The following is a 16013-nucleotide window of genomic DNA, read 5'->3' as shown; positions in this document are numbered from 1 at the left end:
TAGACCCCCGCCGTGTCAGACGCGGGAGACGGACTATTCTGCTCGCGAGGCTTGCCAGCCGCGGGCCAGCACCAGGCCCAGCGACGCCGATCTGCCAGGAGGGTCCGGCTGTGACCATCGAAGCCGAACGCATCGAACCGGAACCGATCGTGAGCCGGCCATGGCCGGTGCGCGAGTCGGTGAAGGGCAACGCGTTGGCCCGGATCATCCGGACGACCGACGCGAAGCAAATCGGCATCATGTACCTGATCACGTCGTTCTTCTTCTTCGCCGCGGCCGGCGTGATGGCGCTGCTCATGCGCGCCGAGCTGGCCCGGCCGGGGCTGCAGTTCCTGTCGAACGAGCAGTACAACCAGCTGTTCACGATGCACGGCTCGGTGATGCTGCTGCTCTTCGGCACGCCGCTGGGCTTCGCGTTCGCGAACTTCCTGGTGCCGCTGCAGATCGGCGCGCCCGACGTGTCGTTCCCGCGGTTGAACGCGTTCGCGTACTGGGCCTTCGCGTTCGGCGGTCTGATGGTGCTCTCGGGCTTCCTGACGCCGGGCGGCGCGGCCGACTTCGGCTGGTTCGCCTACGCGCCGCTGAACTCGCAGATCAACTCGCCGGGCGCCGGCGCCGACCTGTGGATCGTCGGCTTCGCGATCTCCGGTCTGGGCACGATCCTCGGTGCGGTCAACATCATCACGACGATCCTGACGATGCGCGCGCCGGGCATGACGATGTTCCGGATGCCGATCTTCACCTGGAACATGCTGGTCACCAGCCTCCTGGTGCTGATGGTCTTCCCGATCCTGACCGCCGCGTTCTTCGGCCTGCTGGCCGACCGGCACCTCGGGGCGCACGTCTACGACGCCGACACCGGCGGTCCGATCCTCTGGCAGCACCTGTTCTGGTTCTTCGGGCATCCAGAGGTCTACATCCTCGCCCTACCGTTCTTCGGCATCATCACCGAGATCATCCCGGTGTTCAGCCGCAAGCCGCTGTTCGGTTACAAGGGTCTGGTCGGCGCCACGGTGGCCATCGCGGCGCTGTCGATGACCGTGTGGGCGCACCACATGTTCGTCACCGGCGCGGTGCTCCTGCCGTTCTTCAGCTTCCTGTCGTACCTGATCGCGGTGCCCACCGGTATGAAGTTCTTCAACTGGATCGGCACCATGTGGCGCGGCCAGCTGACGTTCGAGACGCCGATGCTGTTCGCGGTCGGCTTCCTCGTCACGTTCCTGTTCGGTGGCCTGACCGGTGTTCTGCTGGCCAGCCCGCCGGTGGACTTCCACGTCTCGGACAGTTACTTCGTGGTGGCGCACTTCCACTACGTGCTCTTCGGCACGATCGTGTTCGCCGCGTTCGCCGGGATCTACTTCTGGTTCCCGAAGATGACCGGCCGGATGCTCGACGAGCGCCTCGGCAAGCTGCACTTCTGGCTCACGTTCATCGGGTTCCACACCACGTTCCTGGTGCAGCACTGGCTCGGCAACGAGGGCATGCCCCGCCGCTACGCCGACTACCTGGCCAGCGACGGCTTCACCACGCTGAACACGATCTCGACGATCGGCGCGTTCATCCTCGGCATCTCGACGCTGCCGATCATCTGGAACATCTGGAAGTCCTACAAGCTCGGCCGGGTCGTGACCGTCGACGACCCGTGGGGCTACGGGGGTGGCCTCGAGTGGGCCACGTCCTGCCCGCCGCCGCGGCACAACTTCCTCGAGCTGCCGCGCATCCGCTCGGAGCGCCCGGCGTTCGACGTGAAGTTCCCGCACCTGGCGCCGTGGGCCAACGAGGTCAAGAATCCGCAGCAGCCGAGCGTGAACGCGTAACACCGCTCACCGAATGGCCGGTCCCGACGAGGGGCCGGCCATTTGCGTGCAGTGGCTCACACGGGCGGGGTCGGGTTCGGCCGGACGAGCGCGGGCGTTCTACGGTGAGTGAACGCACCGCATTTTCTCCAGCCGCGGAACCGGAGCGATGACTCACAGCACGCGTGCACTGCTCACCGTCACCGGCGCCGACCGCCCCGGCGTCACCGCCGCTCTCTTCTCCGCTCTGGCCACCCTCGACCTCGAGGTCCGGGACGTCGAGCAGGTCGTGATCCGCGGCCAGCTGCTGCTCGGCGTCTCGGTCGAGCTGCCGTCGGCCGACGAACTGCCCGCGGTCAAACGGAGCGTGTCCGACCTCGGCCGGGCCCTCGGCGTCTGGATCGAGGTCGCGCTCGCGCCGACCGCCGACGCGCCGATGACCCGTCGCCAGGAGAAGCCCCATCACGTCACGGTGCTCGGCCGTCCCCTCACCGCGTCCGCGGTGGCGTCGATCGCGTCCGGCATCAGCGACCTGGGCGGCAACATCGACGCGATCACGCGCCTCTCCAAGTACCCGGTCACGAGCCTCGAGCTGCGTGTCTCCGGCGTGGAGAGCGCCCCGCTGCGCACCGCGCTCTCCACGGTGGCCACCGCGCACCGCATCGACGTCGCGGTGGAGCGCAGCGGGCTCGCCCGGCGCGCGAAGCGGCTGGTCGTGTTCGACGTCGACTCGACGCTGATCACCGGCGAGGTGATCGAGATGCTCGCCGCGCACGCCGGCCCGGAGGCCGAAGCCGAGGTCGCGGCGGTGACGGCGGCCGCGATGCGTGGCGAACTCGACTTCGCCGACTCGCTGCACCAGCGTGTGCACGCCTTGGCCGGCCTCGACGCGATCGTGCTGGAGAAGGTCCGCAACGAGGTGAAGCTGACGCCCGGCGCACGCACGCTGGTGCGCACGCTCAAGCGCATGGGCTTTCTCTGCGGCATCGTCTCCGGCGGCTTCACGCAGGTCACCGACCATCTCGTCGACCTGCTCGGGCTCGACTACGCGGCCGCGAACACGCTCGAGGTGATCGACGGCGTCCTCACCGGGCGGGTCATCGGCGACATCGTGGACCGGCCGGGCAAGGCCACCGCGCTCGCCAAGTTCGCCGCGGCCGCCGGCGTGCCGATGGCCCAGACCGTCGCGGTCGGCGACGGAGCCAACGACATCGACATGATCAGCGCGGCCGGGCTCGGCATCGCGTTCAACGCGAAGCCGGCGCTGCGCGAGGTCGCCGACACCGCACTCAACCAGCCCTACCTCGACGCGGTCCTGTTCTTCCTCGGCGTCTCCCGCGAGGAGATCGACGAGGTCGACGAGGTCGACGAGAGCTAAAGCTCGCGGGCCAGGACGGCGGCCTGGGTGCGGCTGCGTAGGCGCAGTTTGGCCAGGATGCGGCTGACGTGGGTCTTGGTGGTCGCCTCGGCCATGTCCAGGGCCGCCGCGATCTCCGCGTTCGACAGGCCGCGGCCCAGGCAGTCGAGCACCTCGCGCTCGCGCGGCGTCAGCTTCTCCAGCTCCGGCGGCGGGGCCGGACGAGCGACCGTGCCGCGCGCGAACGCGTCGATGAGCCGGCGGGTGACCCGCGGCGCGACCATGCCCTCACCGGCGGCGACGAGCCGTACCGCGGCGATCAGGTCGGCCGCCTCGGTGTCCTTGAGCAGGAAACCGGCCGCCCCGGCACGCAGCGCTCCGAACACGTACTCGTCCAGGTCGAACGTCGTCAGTACCAGCACGTCGGCCACGCCGTCGGCGGCCAGTGCCGCGGTCGCGCCGATCCCGTCCAGCTTCGGCATCCGCACGTCCATCACGACGACGTCGGGGCGCAGCGCACGGGCCAGCTCCACCGCCTCCTGACCGTCCCCGGCCTCCCCGACGACCTCGATGTCCGGCGCCGACGACAGGATCAGCACCAACCCGGTCCGCACCGCCGCCTGGTCGTCCGCGACCAGCACCCGCACGGTCACAGCGGAATCGAGGCGTGCACACGCCACCGTCCTTCCTGCGGGCCCGCGTCGAGCGAGCCGCCCACGAGCGCGGCCCGCTCGGCCATGCCCACCAGCCCTGCGCCGCCGACCAGCGGGAACGCGTCGGCGGTGTCCGGCAGCGGGTTCTCGACGGTGAGCGTCAGCACGTCCGGGCAGTACCGCACGATCGCCTCCACCGGCTGACCGGGGGCGTGGCGTCCGGCGTTCGTGAGGGCCTCCTGCAGGATCCGGTACCCGGCGAGCTCCACCGCCGACGACAGCGGCCGGGCTTCCCCGTCCACGGTCAGCGTCGCCGGGGTGCCGGCCTCACGCACCCGGTCGACGAGCGCGGCGAGCTGGTCCAGGCGGGCCTCGGCGGGCGAGTCGGCGCCCTCGTCGGCCCGCAGCACGTCGATCAGGTGACGCATCTCGGCCAGCCCGTCGACGCTGTGCTTGCGGATCAGCTCGAGCGATCGTCGGGTCGTGTCGCCGTGGTCGTCCCGGGCCAGCGCGGCGGTGGAGTGCAGCGCGATCACGCTCAGATCGTTCGCGACGAGGTCGTGCAGGTCACGCGCCACCCGGGTCCGTTCGGCCGCCACCGCGGCCCGCTGGTCGAGCTCGGCCAGCCGCGCGGTCTGCTCCGCGCGTTCCCGCTCGGCGCTCGCCCGTTCCCGCTCGGCCGCCGCGGTCTGGCGGTGCCGCCGCACGGTCATCGCGGTGTCCACCGGTACGACGGTGAAGAGCGCCGCCTGCACGCCCAGCAGCACACCGTCGAGCTCCTGCGCTTTGACCAGCCCGACCACCGAGAAGATCAGCACGGTCGTGACCGAGCTGATCATCAACGCGCGACCGACCCGGGCCGAGCCCTTCTCGGTGATCTCCCAGAGGGCGTTGGCGAGCACGAAGATCGGCACCAGGCCGGGCGTGCCGACGATCCAGTCGACGGTCAGGGCCACGTAAGCCACGGTCAGGCTGACCCACCGGAAGGGCCGCAGGATGAGCACCGAGAACGAGGCGGCGCCCAGGGTGGCGAGGCCGACCCACGACTTCAACGGGTAGCCGAGCCAGATCAGCACGAGGCCGCCGACGAAGGCGCCCACCGCCAGCCCCAGATCACGCCACCGCATGGCTCGATTCGACCACGGGTAGCCGTCCGCCGCTTCGGCCGTGCCTACGGTGTGCGCTCGCCCGGCGTCCGCCGAAGGATGTAGGAACCGCACCCGGGACCGTGCATCGGACGGCGTACGGGCAGTTCGTCACGCGGGCCGACGCCGCAGCGCGCCGGCGCCGGGACGCTGAGAAGCATGGTTGCCGTCATCATCGCGTGCGAAATCGGGTTCTGGGTCGTGCTCGGCGCCGGGCTCGCGGCCAGATATCTGCTGCGGCGCAAGCGGCTGGGTGCGGCGCTGCTGGTCGCGACCGCGTTCGTCGACCTGGTGGCGCTCGTCGCGGCCGTTGTCGACCTGCGCGGGGGCGCGACGGCCGACTGGTCGCACGGGCTGGCCGCGCTGTACATCGGGTTCTCGGTGGCGTTCGGCCCGACGCTGGTGCGCTGGGCCGACGAACGGTTCGCGCACCGCTTCGCCGGCGGTCCGGTGCCCACGAAGCCGCCCAGGTACGGCACTCAGCGGGCGGTGTACGAGTGGAAGCTGTGGTTGCGTGCGGTGATCGCGTGCGGGATCTCCGGCGCGCTGCTGTTCGGCGCGATCCGCCTGGTCGACGACGCCGAGCGCACCGAGGCGCTCGGCGGGACGCTGTCCGCGCTGCCGAAGATCGTGGTCATCTGGGGCATCGTCGCGCTGACCTACACCGTGTTCCCTAAGACACGACCGGCTCACCCACGAGCGTGACGCCGGCCTGCTCCAGCTCGGTGAGCGCGCGCTGCGTGGTGGGGGCGGCGACACCGGCCGTCAGGTCGAGCAGGACGGTGGTGGCGAAGCCGTTGCGTGCGGCGTCCAGCGCGGTGGCCCGGACGCAGTGGTCGGTCGCGATGCCGACGACGTCCACTTCGGTCACGTCGTGCTCGCGGAGCCAGTCGGTGAGGGCCTTGCCCTCGGAGAGGCCCTCGAAGCCGGAGTAGGCCGCCGCGTACTCGCCCTTGTCGAAGATCGCCTCGACCCGCCCGGTGTCGAAGTTCGGGTGCAGCTCGACACCGCCGGTGCCCACGACCGTGTGGGCCGGCCAGGTGTCGACGAAGTCGGGGTTCTCGGAGAAGTGGTGGCCCGGGTCGATGTGGTGGTCGCGGGTGGCGACGACCCGGTCCCACTGCCGGGCGTCGGCGGCCAGCGCGGCGGAGATGGCGGTCGCGACCCCGGCGCCACCGGTGACGGCGAGCGAACCGCCCTCGCAGAAGTCGTTCTGGACGTCGACGACGATCAACGCACGGGCCATCGGATACCCCTAACTGAAAATGACCGGGATGGCAGGGTCACCCGCGGACAGGCTCAGGCCCTCCCACGGGAGCGTCACGAGCGCCTTCTCCAGGTGGTCCCGGGAGGCGAGCAGGTCCGGGGCCCCGGCGGTGCGGACACCGGCACGCACCAGCGGAATCTGGAGCGGGCGGTCGTGTTCGCCCAGCTGCGGCGTGGAGAGCGAGACCACTTCCTCGACCGCCGTGCCGGTGGACCGGTAGCGGCGCACCGCGGTCTTGCGTCCGCCGCGCGAGGCCTTGTTCTCGCTGCGCTTGGCCACCGGCCGGCCCTCGACCTCGACCAGCTTGTAGACCATGCCCGCGGTCGGCGCGCCCGAGCCGGTGACGACCGACGTACCAGCGCCGTAGACGTCGACCGGAGCGACCGCCAGCGCGGCGATCGAGTACTCGTCCAGATCACCGGAGACGACGATCCGCGTGCCGGTCGCGCCGAGCGAGTCCAGCTGCTGGCGGGCCTGGACGGCGAGCACGCCGAGGTCCCCGGAGTCGATGCGCACCGCGCCCAGCTCCGGGCCGGCGACCTCGATCGCCGTGCGGATACCGGCGGTGATGTCGTAGGTGTCGACGAGCATCGTGGTGCCGACGCCGAGCGCGGCGAGCTGGCCGGTGAACGCGGCCTTCTCGGTGTCGTGCAGCAGCGTGAACGCGTGCGCGCTGGTGCCGGTGGTGGGGATGCGGTAGCGGCGGCCGGCCTCGAGGTTCGACGTGGCGGTGAACCCGGCCAGGTAGGCGGCGCGGGCCGACGCCACGGCGGCCTCCTCGTGCGTGCGTCGCGAACCCATCTCGATCAGCGGCCGGTCGCTGGCCGCGATCACCATCCGGGCGGCCGCGGTGGCGATCGCCGAGTCGTGGTTGAGGATCGAGAGCGCGAGCGTCTCCAGCAGCACGGCCTCGGCGAACGTGCCGCGGACGGTGAGGATCGGCGACCCGGGGAAGTACAGTTCACCCTCGGGGTAACCGTCGATGTCGCCGCTGAAGCGGTAGTCCGCGAGCCACGCGGCGGTGTCGTCGTCGACCGCGCCGGCGCTGCGCAGGAACTCGAGGTCGTCGGCGTCGAACCGGAAGTCGACCAGGGCGTCCAGGACACGACCGGTGCCGCCGACGACGCCGAAGCGCCGTTCTTTCGGCAACCGGCGCGCGAACACCTCGAACACGCACTCACGGTGGGCCGAGCCGTCGCGCAGCGCCGAGGCCAGCATCGTGAGCTCGTAGTGGTCGGTCAGCAGTGCTGTCCCCATGCCCACCAGCGTACGAGCAGCTCATCGAATACTTGTTGCCCGGGGTTGTTGCGAGAACCTCCAGCGATGGCACGATGGGGTTCATGACCGCTCCTCTGGTCGCTCCGGCGGAGACGCCGAGCACCGCAGAAAGGCCCGCGCAGCAGAAGCCGTGGGTCACTGTCGTCTGGGACGATCCGGTCAACCTCATGTCGTACGTGACCTACGTCTTCCAGAAGCTCTTCGGCTACGACAAGCCCAAAGCCACCCAGCTCATGCTCGACGTCCACCAGAAAGGCCGTGCAGTCGTCTCCACCGGCTCCCGCGAAAAGATGGAGCTCGACGTCGCCCGGCTGCATTCGCACGGGCTCTGGGCCACGCTGCAGCAGGATTGACATGACCTATGGCTTCACACGTTCGGACAGCTCCCTGACGCTCCGCCTGAGCGCCGAAGAGGCGCAGGCGGTCGGGTTGGTCGTCGCGCAGGTCGCCGGGCTGATCCAGGCCGGTGACCGGCGCGGGGTCATGAGCCTCGACCTGGGGCCGGGGTCGCTCGGCCGCGCCTCCGAGGCGCCCCGCGAGCCGTTCGACGTCTTCGACGATTTCGACAAGATCGAGCCGGAACCCGAGGACCTCGAGATCGAGCTGGTCGAGGACGGCGTCGCCGGCCCGAGCCTCGATCCGGTGCTGGCCCGGCTCTTTCCCGACGGGTACCGCGACGACCCGGAGTCGGCCGCCGAACTCCGCAGCCTCACCGAGTCGTCGTTGCGTGAGGAGAAGATCGGCAACGCCGGTGTCATCCTCGACGACCTTCCGTTCGAGGGCGGGGAGATCCGCCTGGACGCCGACCGCGCCGAGGCGTGGCTGCTGGCGCTGAACGACGCCCGGCTCATGCTCGGCACCGCGCTGGAGATCGAGGGCGACACCGATCCGCTGGCCGAGCTGGACGCCGCCGCGGGCGCCGATCCGACCGGGGCGCGGGTGCTGGGCCTGTCGCTTTATCAGTTCCTGACCGGATTGCAGGCCAGTCTGGTCGACGCGCTCGATCCGGAGTAGCGCAGCTCACCACTTTTCCGTCGGATGCGCTGGGTACGCTGGTGGGCGTGTTGAAACTCGACCGGGCCATCCATGACGCCATCGTGGCGCACGCCCGCCGCGACCACCCCGACGAGGCGTGCGGTGTGGTGGCCGGTCCGGCCGGTAGCGATCAGCCCGTTCGGTTCATCCCGATGCTCAACGCGGCGCGGTCGCCCACGTTCTACGAGTTCGACTCCACGGATCTGTTGAAGCTGTACCGGGATCTCGACGATCGGGACGAAGAGCCCGTCGTCATCTACCACTCGCACACCGCCACCGAGGCGTACCCGTCGCGTACCGACATCTCGTACGCGAACGAGCCCGGCGCGCACTACGTGCTGGTGTCGACACGCGAAGAAGACCGGGTCGAGTTCCGTTCGTTCCGCATCGTCGACGGTGTGGTGACGGAGGAACCGGTGGAAATCGCATGACGCCGACGCAGTCGTATCTGTTCGCGCACACGCCGGTCGAAGTGGTTTACGACTGTCGTCTTCGCTGACTTCCGGCTTCCCGTTCAGCTATTTCCAGGAGTGTTCCATGGCCATTGACGTTCGCATTCCGACCATTTTGCGCACCTACACCGGTGGCGAGAAGCTCGTGCAGGGCGAGGGCAGCACGCTCGAGGCGCTCATCGGCGACCTCGACGGCAAGTACCCGGGCCTGCGTGGGCGCCTGGTCACCGACGAGGGTTCGCTGCACCGGTTCGTCAACGTCTACGTCAACGACGAGGACGTGCGGTTCACCGGTGCGCTCGAGACCGGTTTGAAGGACGGCGACGAGGTAACCGTCCTCCCTGCGGTGGCCGGCGGCTGAGTCTCGTTCGCGGGGGCCCACGGCCCCCGCGCCGTCCGAAGGGGGCCGACATGACCCGGTACGACTCTTTGCTCGACGCACTCGGTGACACGCCGCTGGTCGGCCTACCCCGGCTCTCTCCCAGTGAGAACGTCCGCCTCTGGGCGAAGCTGGAGGACCGCAACCCGACCGGTTCGGTGAAGGACCGCCCGGCGATCTACATGATCACCGAGGCCGAGAAGGAGGGGCGGCTGCGCCCCGGCGACACGATCCTCGAGCCGACGAGCGGCAACACCGGCATCTCGCTGGCGATGGCGGCCAAACTCAAGGGCTACCGGCTGATCTGCGTGATGCCGGAGAACACGTCGATCGAGCGCCGTCAGCTGCTCGGGATGTACGGGGCCGAGATCATCTCGTCGCCGGCCGCGGGCGGCTCCAACCAGGCCGTCGCGATGGCCAAGCAACTGGCCGAGGAACACCCCGACTGGAAAATGCTCTACCAGTACGGGAACCCGGCCAACGCGCGCGCCCACTACGAGACCACCGGCCCGGAGATCCTGCGCGACTGCCCGACGATCACGCACTTCGTCGCCGGCCTCGGCACCACCGGCACGCTGATGGGAACCGGGCGGTACCTGCGCGAGAAGGTGCCCGACGTGCAGATCATCGCGGCCGAGCCGCGGTACGGCGAGCTCGTCTACGGGCTGCGGAACATCGACGAGGGCTTCGTGCCCGAGCTGTACGACGCCAGCGTGCTCACCACCCGTTTCTCGGTGGGGCCGCGCGACGCGCTGCTGCGCACCCGGCAGCTCATCGAAGTGGAAGGCATCTTCGCCGGCCTGTCCACCGGGGCGATCCTGCACGCGGCGCTGGCCACCGCGCACAAGGCCGTGAAAGCCGAACAGCGCGCCGACATCGTCTTCGTGGTCTGCGACGGCGGCTGGAAGTACCTCTCCACCGGCGCCTACGCCGGCACCCTGGCCGAAGCCGAAGCCGCTCTCGAGGGCCAACTCTGGGCCTAGTGGGCGGGCTCCAGGTTCAAGCGAGTCGCGCCTGGCGGCGCTCGACATGCAACTACCGGGGTGGGCCGAAGCGCACGGGGACGCCTTGGGAGAAGAGGACGCTCGGGGGTGGGCCCGGCAGGGCGGGGAGGCCGGCGGAGCGGAGAAGGGTTTCGTCCAGGTCGACCAGGGTTGCGCTGCGTAGCGGCCAGGCGGGGTGTTCGTTCGGGAGGTAGATCGTCTTCCCGCGCAGCACGGTGTGCAGACCCCACCGCGCGGTGAGGAAGTCGTTCAGCGGGTCCGGTGGCGCGGGATCGCCCGGGACCACGGTGAACGCCGACTCGGGGCCCGCGCCCGGCCAGCGTCGGACGCTGCGGTACGTGTAGGCGCCGTCCGGACGCCGGCGGACGCTCATCGTCGACCAGACGTAGTTGAGCCCGAAGAGCGTGCGCCCGACGACCACGGGCAGTAGCCGCGCGGCGTCCAGCGAGCGGAACACCACGCCCCGGCGGCCGGCCGCGTCGATCGAGTAGAGCCGCACGTTGGTCTCGGCGAAACGCCCGAGGTACGGCACCCCGACGCGGAGCCCCACGCGGTCCATCGTGAACCCGATCAGCCCCACGTAGGTCACGCCGCCGAGCGTGTCCGGCCGCGTGCCCGGCGGGAGCAGCGGTGCGACGACGTCGGGCTCGACCGGCCAGTGCAGGAACGCCAGATCCCGCCACCACTGGGTCATGATCGCCCGCCGGATCGTCCGGGGGGTCGTCAGCGTCACGGGCTCGACCTGCATGCGTCAAGTGTGCCACCTGGCGACTGTCCCATCAATTGGGACGCTAGTCTCGAAATATGGAATCGAGACGTCGCTGGGTGGTGTTGGCGGTGGGCGTGGCCGGCATGACGGCCGGGTGCGCGTTCCTCTACGGGTTGCCGTACCTCCTCCCGCGGCTCCGGGCCGACGGCCTCTCGCTGACCCAGGCCGCCACGCTGGTGGCGTGCCCGATCTTCGGCCTGCTGGCGACGCTCGTGGGCTGGGGCGCGCTGGCCGATCGGTACGGCGAGCGGGGCGTCATCGCGTTGGGGCTGGGCGGTGCCGGCGTGGTGCTGCTCGGGGCGTCGGTCGTGTCCGGGCCGGTCGCGCTGGGTGCGTGCCTGGTCCTGGCCGGTGCCGCGGCGGGGTCGGTCAACGCCGCGAGCGGACGGCTGATCCTGGGCTGGTTCGGGGCCGCCGAGCGGGGGCTCGCGATGGGGATCCGGCAGATGGCCCAGCCGCTCGGCGTCGCGGTGGCCGCCGTCGTGGTCCCGGTGCTCAGCCGGGCCGGCGCGTTGACGTTCCTGGCGGCCGGGTGTCTCGCCACCGCGGCCCTGGTCGCGGTCGTGGTGCGTGATCCGGCCCGCTCCGCGGCGGCCGGAGGCGCGACCGGGAACGGGAACCCGTACCGGGCGCCGGTGCTGTGGCGGCTCTACGGCGCCGGGGCGCTGCTGGTGTTCCCGCAGTTCGCGGTGGCGACGTTCGGGTTGGTGTTCCTGGTCGACTCGTCCGGCTGGGACGCGGCGACGGCGGGCCGGCTGCTGGCCGTCGCCGCGTTCGGTGGGGCGGCCGCGCGGCTGCTCGCCGGGTGGTGGTCGGACCGGGCCGGCTCACGCACCGGTCCGATGCGGATCCTCGCCGGGACGACGGCGGTGGTGCTGGCGTTGCTCGCCGCGGGGGCCGCCGGAGTGCCGGGCGTCGCGGTGGTGGCGCTGGTCGCGGCGGCGGTCGTCTCGGTGTCGACGAACGGGTTGTCGTTCACGGCGGTGGCCGAGTACGCCGGGCCGGGCTGGGCGGGCCGGGCGCTCGGCATCCACGGCACCGGCCAGAACGGCGTGGCCGCGCTGACCGCCCCGGTCCTGGGCGCGGTCGTCACCCACGCCGGCTACCCGGTCGCGTTCGCCTCGGCCGCGCTCGCCGCCGCCGTCGCGGTGGTCGTGACGCCGCTCCACGCGCGGGCGTGATAGCACAGGGTGCCCAGAATGCAACGGCTCGTACCTGTTCCGGTTCGCGGGGAAGCGGCGTTATGGTGGCCGCGTCACTGTACGCGGGAGCTCGCGCCGAAAGCGGGCTGAGAGGGCGGCTGTCCGAGAAGGACGGTGCCGCCGACCGCTCGAACCTGACCGGGTAATGCCGGCGTAGGGAGCTCTCTCATGAGCGATGTTGTCTCGACCGGTCCTCTTCCGGGTAGCCGCAAGGCGTACCGGGGCGCACTGCGCGTCCCGGTCCGCGAGATCGAACTCACCAACGGCCAGGTCGTCGAACGCTACGACACCTCCGGCCCGTACACCGAGACCGACTTCCACCCCGACCTCGAGAACGGTCTGCCGAAACGGGACCGCACCCGCACCCACCCGACGCAACTGCTGGCCGCGCGGGCCGGCGAGATCACGCCCGAGATGGCGTACGTCGCCGCCCGCGAGAACCTCCCGGCCGAGCTGGTACGGAGCGAGGTCGCAGCCGGCCGCGCGGTGATACCCGCGAACGTCAACCACCCCGAGTCCGAGCCGATGATCATCGGCAAGCGGTTCCTGGTGAAGATCAACGCGAACATCGGCACGTCGGCGGTGACGTCGTCGCCGGCCGAAGAGGTCGAGAAAATGGTGTGGGCCACCCGGTGGGGTGCCGACACGGTCATGGACCTCTCCACCGGCCCACGCATCCACGAGACCCGCGAGTGGATCCTGCGGAACTCGCCGGTGCCGATCGGCACCGTGCCGATCTACCAGGCCCTGGAGCGGGTGAACGGCGACCCGACCGCGTTGACCTGGGAGATCTACCGTGACGTCGTGGTCGAGCAATGCGAGCAGGGCGTCGACTACATGACCGTGCACGCCGGTGTGCGGATGGCGTACATCCCGCTCACCGTCGGCCGGAAGACCGGGATCGTGTCGCGCGGCGGGTCGATCCTCGCGGCCTGGTGCCTGGCGCACCACCGGGAGAACTTCCTCTACACGCACTTCGCCGAGCTGTGCGAGATCCTGCGGACGTACGACGTGACGTTCTCGCTCGGTGACGGGCTGCGGCCCGGCTCGGTGTACGACGCCAACGACGACGCCCAACTGGCCGAACTCCGGACGCTCGGCGAGCTGACGAAGGTCGCGAAGGACCATGGTGTGCAGACCATGATCGAGGGCCCCGGGCACGTGCCGATGGACAAGATCGCCGAGAACGTGCGGTTGCAGCAGGAGTGGTGCGACGACGCGCCGTTCTACACGCTCGGGCCGCTGGCCACCGACGTCGCGCCGGGGTACGACCACATCACGTCGGCGATCGGGGCCGCGATGATCGCGTGGCACGGCACCGCGATGCTCTGTTACGTCACCCCGAAGGAGCACCTGGGGCTGCCCGACCGCGACGACGTCAAGGCGGGCGTGATCGCGTACAAGATCGCCGCGCACGCGGCGGACGTCGCGAAAGGACATCCCGGCGCGCAGGCGCACGACGATCAGCTGTCCGACGCGCGGTTCGAGTTCCGCTGGGCGGACCAGTTCGCGCTGGCGCTCGACCCGGAGACCGCCCAGTCGTTCCACGACGAGACGCTGCCCGCGGCCCCGGCGAAGACCGCGCATTTCTGCTCGATGTGCGGGCCGAAGTTCTGCAGCATGCGCATCAGCCACGACCTGCGTGCCGCCCCCGGCATGGCCGAGAAGTCGGCGGAGTTCCGGGCGGCGGGCAACCGGATCTACCTGCCCGTGGCCCAGCCGTGAACCCGGTGGTCGCGCTCACCGTCGCCGGATCGGACTCCGGCGGCGGTGCGGGGTTGCAGGCCGACCTGCACACGTTCGCGGCGTTCGGTGTGCACGGCACCAGCGCGGTGACGGCGGTGACCGTGCAGAACACGGTCGGCGTGACCGGGGTCCACGAGATCCCGCCGCCGCTGGTGGCGGACCAGATCCGGGTGGTCGTCGAGGACATGCGGCCGGGTGCGGTGAAGACCGGCATGCTCGCGTCGGCGCCGATCATCGAGGCGATCGGGGCGGCGTTCCGGCGGCACGGGATCGGGCGCGGCGGGTCGGTCCCGCTGGTGCTCGATCCGGTGTGCGCGTCGATGCACGGTGATCCGCTGCTGCGTGCCGACGCACTGAGCGCGCTGCGCGGGCTGTTCGCGGCGGCGACGGTCGTGACGCCGAACCTGGACGAGACCGCGTTGCTGGTCGGGACGCGCGACCAGCGTGACGCCGCGCGTGCGCTGCTCGCCCTCGGTCCCGCGTACGCGCTGGTGAAGGGCGGGCACGGCGACGGCCCGCGCAGCCGGGACCTGCTCACCGACGGGACGACGGAGCTCTGGCTCGACGCCGCGCGCATCGACACCGGCAACACCCACGGCAGCGGTGACACGCTCGCGGCCGCGATCACCGCGCGGCTGGCCGGCGGCGATTCGCTGCCCGACGCGGTCGCCGCGGCCAAGCGGTACGTGACCAGGGCGGTCGCGACCAGCTACTCGGTCGGCTCCGGCCACGGCCCCGTCGGCCACCCACCCGCCTCCGACCCGGTGGCCCCTCCCGGTCCCGCTGGCCCGGGGTCGGAGGCGGGTGCGGCTCCGGCCGCGGTCGGTGCGTCGTGAGTGCGGTTCGGGTGGCGGTGGTCGGTGGGGGAGTGATCGGGCTCTCCTGCGCCTGGGCGCTGGTCCGCGACGGTGCCCGGGTGACCGTGTTCGAGCCCGACCAGAGCCGCGGCGCGAGCCTCGTCGGCGCGGGCATGCTCGCGCCGATCACCGAGGCGCACCCGACCGAACCCGCGCTCCTCGCCGCCGGTCGCGCCGCGGTCGACGCCTGGCCGGAGTTCGCCGCGGCACTCGCCGCCACCGGCGTCGACCCGGGTTACCGCACGAACGGAACCCTGGTGGTCGGCTACACCGCCGACGACGTCGTCGCGCTCGACGAACTGGCCGCCCGCCTGGCCGCGCTCGAGATCGACGTCGAGCGGCTCACCGGCTCCGCCTGCCGCCGCCTCGAACCCGCGCTGGCGCCGGGCGTCCGCGCCGGCCTGGACGTGCCCGGCGACCACAGCGTCGACAACCGCGCGCTCCTGCGTGCCCTGCGCGCCGCGACCGACGCCGCCGGCGTCACCCACGTGACCACCGCGTTCCCCCCGGCTCCGGCCGGGACCGACGGGTACGAGCGGGACGTCACGGTGCTGGCGGCCGGAGCCTGGACACCGCGGCTGGCCCCGCAGCTCGACGGGCTGGTCCGGCCGGTGCGTGGTGAGAACCTGCGGCTGGCCGCGCGGAGATCCACTCCGGTGCTGACCCGGACCGTCCGTGCCCTGGTCGACGGCCGGGGCGTGTACCTGGTGCCCCGCGCCACCGGCGAGCTCGTCGTCGGCGCCACCCAGGACGAGGTCGGCTTCGACCGCACGGTCACCGCCGGCGGCGTGCACCGGCTCCTCACCGACGCCCGCAGAGTTCTCCCGGCGATCGACGAGTACGCGCTGGCCGAGACGTCGGCCGGGCTCCGGCCGATGAGCCCGGACGGCGCGCCGGTCGTCGGGCACGTCGGCGACGACACGATCGTGGCGACCGGGCACGGCCGCAACGGCATTCTGCTGGCCCCGTTGACCGCCACGCTCGTCGCCCGGCTGGTGAACGGCGGAACCGCGGACCCGGCGTTCGCGCCCGGCCGGTTCAGCGCGACCAGAACTCGATGATCCAAACCGGAC

17 protein-coding genes and 1 riboswitch are annotated in these 16013 nt (G+C 71.2%); of the genes, 12 read left to right on the top strand and 5 right to left on the bottom strand.

Features of this window, described 5'->3' with window-relative positions:
* Window positions 1-116 precede the first annotated feature (116 nt).
* Window positions 117-1817, top strand: coding sequence for an aa3-type cytochrome oxidase subunit I (gene ctaD / locus ABD437_RS04425; RefSeq protein ID WP_486304005.1), 1701 nt, complete (start codon window positions 117-119; stop codon window positions 1815-1817).
* A gap of 148 nt (window positions 1818-1965) precedes the next feature.
* On the top strand, window positions 1966-3174 hold the full coding sequence (gene serB, locus ABD437_RS04420) for a phosphoserine phosphatase SerB (RefSeq protein ID WP_344647445.1): 1209 nt from the start codon (window positions 1966-1968) through the stop codon (window positions 3172-3174).
* Here the strand turns inward: serB and ABD437_RS04415 are convergent.
* Complete coding sequence (locus ABD437_RS04415; protein ID WP_344647444.1) at window positions 3171-3806, bottom strand: response regulator; 636 nt, start codon at window positions 3804-3806, stop codon at window positions 3171-3173. The genes serB and ABD437_RS04415 overlap by 4 nt on opposite strands.
* Complete coding sequence (locus ABD437_RS04410; RefSeq protein ID WP_344647443.1) at window positions 3803-4933, bottom strand: sensor histidine kinase; 1131 nt, start codon at window positions 4931-4933, stop codon at window positions 3803-3805. Before ABD437_RS04410 ends, ABD437_RS04415 begins: the two co-directional genes overlap by 4 nt.
* A 177-nt stretch (window positions 4934-5110) precedes the next feature.
* Between ABD437_RS04410 and ABD437_RS04405 the strand changes: the two genes are divergently transcribed.
* Window positions 5111-5656 carry a hypothetical protein gene (locus ABD437_RS04405; protein ID WP_344647442.1) on the top strand — a complete coding sequence of 182 codons (546 nt, stop codon included), beginning with the start codon at window positions 5111-5113 and terminating at the stop codon, window positions 5654-5656.
* Here ABD437_RS04405 and ABD437_RS04400 read toward each other — a convergent pair.
* Together ABD437_RS04400 and ABD437_RS04395 are read right to left on the bottom strand one after the other, a co-directional pair.
* On the bottom strand, window positions 5625-6197 hold the full coding sequence (locus tag ABD437_RS04400; RefSeq protein ID WP_344647441.1) for an isochorismatase family protein: 573 nt from the start codon (window positions 6195-6197) through the stop codon (window positions 5625-5627). The genes ABD437_RS04405 and ABD437_RS04400 overlap by 32 nt on opposite strands.
* 9 nt (window positions 6198-6206) lie before the next feature.
* Window positions 6207-7475, bottom strand: a complete 1269-nt coding sequence (locus ABD437_RS04395) for a nicotinate phosphoribosyltransferase (protein ID WP_344647440.1) — start codon at window positions 7473-7475, stop codon at window positions 6207-6209.
* 83 nt (window positions 7476-7558) lie between these two features.
* Here ABD437_RS04395 and clpS point away from each other — a divergent pair, with 83 nt between their 5' ends.
* From clpS to ABD437_RS04370, 5 genes are all read left to right on the top strand, one after another.
* Entirely contained in the window at window positions 7559-7849 is a 291-nt protein-coding gene (clpS, locus tag ABD437_RS04390) for an ATP-dependent Clp protease adapter ClpS (RefSeq protein WP_344647439.1), read from the top strand.
* A 1-nt stretch (window position 7850) separates the two neighbouring features.
* Complete coding sequence (locus ABD437_RS04385; RefSeq protein ID WP_344647438.1) at window positions 7851-8510, top strand: DUF2017 family protein; 660 nt, start codon at window positions 7851-7853, stop codon at window positions 8508-8510.
* Between the two features lie 47 nt (window positions 8511-8557).
* Window positions 8558-8962: a M67 family metallopeptidase gene (locus ABD437_RS04380; RefSeq protein WP_344647437.1), complete on the top strand. Its 405-nt coding sequence runs from the start codon at window positions 8558-8560 to the stop codon at window positions 8960-8962.
* 106 nt (window positions 8963-9068) lie between these two features.
* On the top strand, window positions 9069-9344 hold the full coding sequence (locus ABD437_RS04375; protein ID WP_344647436.1) for a MoaD family protein: 276 nt from the start codon (window positions 9069-9071) through the stop codon (window positions 9342-9344).
* Between the two features lie 50 nt (window positions 9345-9394).
* Window positions 9395-10345 carry a PLP-dependent cysteine synthase family protein gene (locus ABD437_RS04370; protein ID WP_344647435.1) on the top strand — a complete coding sequence of 317 codons (951 nt, stop codon included), beginning with the start codon at window positions 9395-9397 and terminating at the stop codon, window positions 10343-10345.
* Window positions 10346-10397: 52 nt separating this feature from the next.
* Here the strand turns inward: ABD437_RS04370 and ABD437_RS04365 are convergent, their stop codons facing one another.
* Entirely contained in the window at window positions 10398-11114 is a 717-nt protein-coding gene (locus ABD437_RS04365) for a YqjF family protein (protein ID WP_344647434.1), read from the bottom strand.
* Window positions 11115-11170: 56 nt separating this feature from the next.
* Between ABD437_RS04365 and ABD437_RS04360 the strand changes: the two genes are divergently transcribed.
* The 4 genes from ABD437_RS04360 to thiO all read left to right on the top strand — a co-directional run bounded on the left by ABD437_RS04360 (window position 11171) and on the right by thiO (window position 16001).
* Window positions 11171-12316 carry an MFS transporter gene (locus ABD437_RS04360; protein ID WP_344647433.1) on the top strand — a complete coding sequence of 382 codons (1146 nt, stop codon included), beginning with the start codon at window positions 11171-11173 and terminating at the stop codon, window positions 12314-12316.
* Window positions 12317-12389: 73 nt separating this feature from the next.
* Window positions 12390-12514, top strand: a riboswitch (TPP riboswitch).
* The gene (thiC, locus tag ABD437_RS04355) at window positions 12506-14062 is read left to right on the top strand and encodes a phosphomethylpyrimidine synthase ThiC (protein ID WP_344647432.1); all 1557 of its coding nucleotides are present in this window, start codon (window positions 12506-12508) and stop codon (window positions 14060-14062) included. (Overlaps the previous riboswitch by 9 nt.)
* A complete protein-coding gene (gene thiD, locus ABD437_RS04350) occupies window positions 14059-14919 on the top strand; it encodes a bifunctional hydroxymethylpyrimidine kinase/phosphomethylpyrimidine kinase (RefSeq protein WP_344647431.1) in 861 nt (286 codons plus the stop codon). The genes thiC and thiD overlap by 4 nt, the downstream gene beginning before the upstream one ends.
* On the top strand, window positions 14916-16001 hold the full coding sequence (gene thiO, locus ABD437_RS04345; protein ID WP_344647430.1) for a glycine oxidase ThiO: 1086 nt from the start codon (window positions 14916-14918) through the stop codon (window positions 15999-16001). The genes thiD and thiO overlap by 4 nt, the downstream gene beginning before the upstream one ends.
* Window positions 16002-16013: the final 12 nt, after the last annotated feature.

The sequence above is a fragment of the Cryptosporangium japonicum genome (assembly GCF_039524755.1).
Classification (GTDB): Bacteria; Actinomycetota; Actinomycetes; order Mycobacteriales; family Cryptosporangiaceae; genus Cryptosporangium; species Cryptosporangium japonicum.
Note: the sequence above shows the minus strand (reverse complement) of the source record. Positions and strands in the feature narration are given on the sequence as shown.

Coding starts and splice junctions, on each gene's coding strand:
- thiC (WP_344647432.1), top strand. CDS start 12,506: ATGAGCGATGTTGTCTCGACCGGTCCTCTTCCGGGTAGCCGCAAGGCG.
- ABD437_RS04400 (WP_344647441.1), bottom strand. CDS start 6,197: ATGGCCCGTGCGTTGATCGTCGTCGACGTCCAGAACGACTTCTGCGAG.
- ABD437_RS04395 (WP_344647440.1), bottom strand. CDS start 7,475: ATGGGGACAGCACTGCTGACCGACCACTACGAGCTCACGATGCTGGCC.
- ABD437_RS04385 (WP_344647438.1), top strand. CDS start 7,851: ATGACCTATGGCTTCACACGTTCGGACAGCTCCCTGACGCTCCGCCTG.
- ABD437_RS04410 (WP_344647443.1), bottom strand. CDS start 4,933: ATGCGGTGGCGTGATCTGGGGCTGGCGGTGGGCGCCTTCGTCGGCGGC.
- ABD437_RS04365 (WP_344647434.1), bottom strand. CDS start 11,114: ATGCAGGTCGAGCCCGTGACGCTGACGACCCCCCGGACGATCCGGCGG.
- ABD437_RS04405 (WP_344647442.1), top strand. CDS start 5,111: ATGGTTGCCGTCATCATCGCGTGCGAAATCGGGTTCTGGGTCGTGCTC.
- serB (WP_344647445.1), top strand. CDS start 1,966: ATGACTCACAGCACGCGTGCACTGCTCACCGTCACCGGCGCCGACCGC.
- clpS (WP_344647439.1), top strand. CDS start 7,559: ATGACCGCTCCTCTGGTCGCTCCGGCGGAGACGCCGAGCACCGCAGAA.
- ABD437_RS04375 (WP_344647436.1), top strand. CDS start 9,069: ATGGCCATTGACGTTCGCATTCCGACCATTTTGCGCACCTACACCGGT.
- ABD437_RS04370 (WP_344647435.1), top strand. CDS start 9,395: ATGACCCGGTACGACTCTTTGCTCGACGCACTCGGTGACACGCCGCTG.
- ABD437_RS04360 (WP_344647433.1), top strand. CDS start 11,171: ATGGAATCGAGACGTCGCTGGGTGGTGTTGGCGGTGGGCGTGGCCGGC.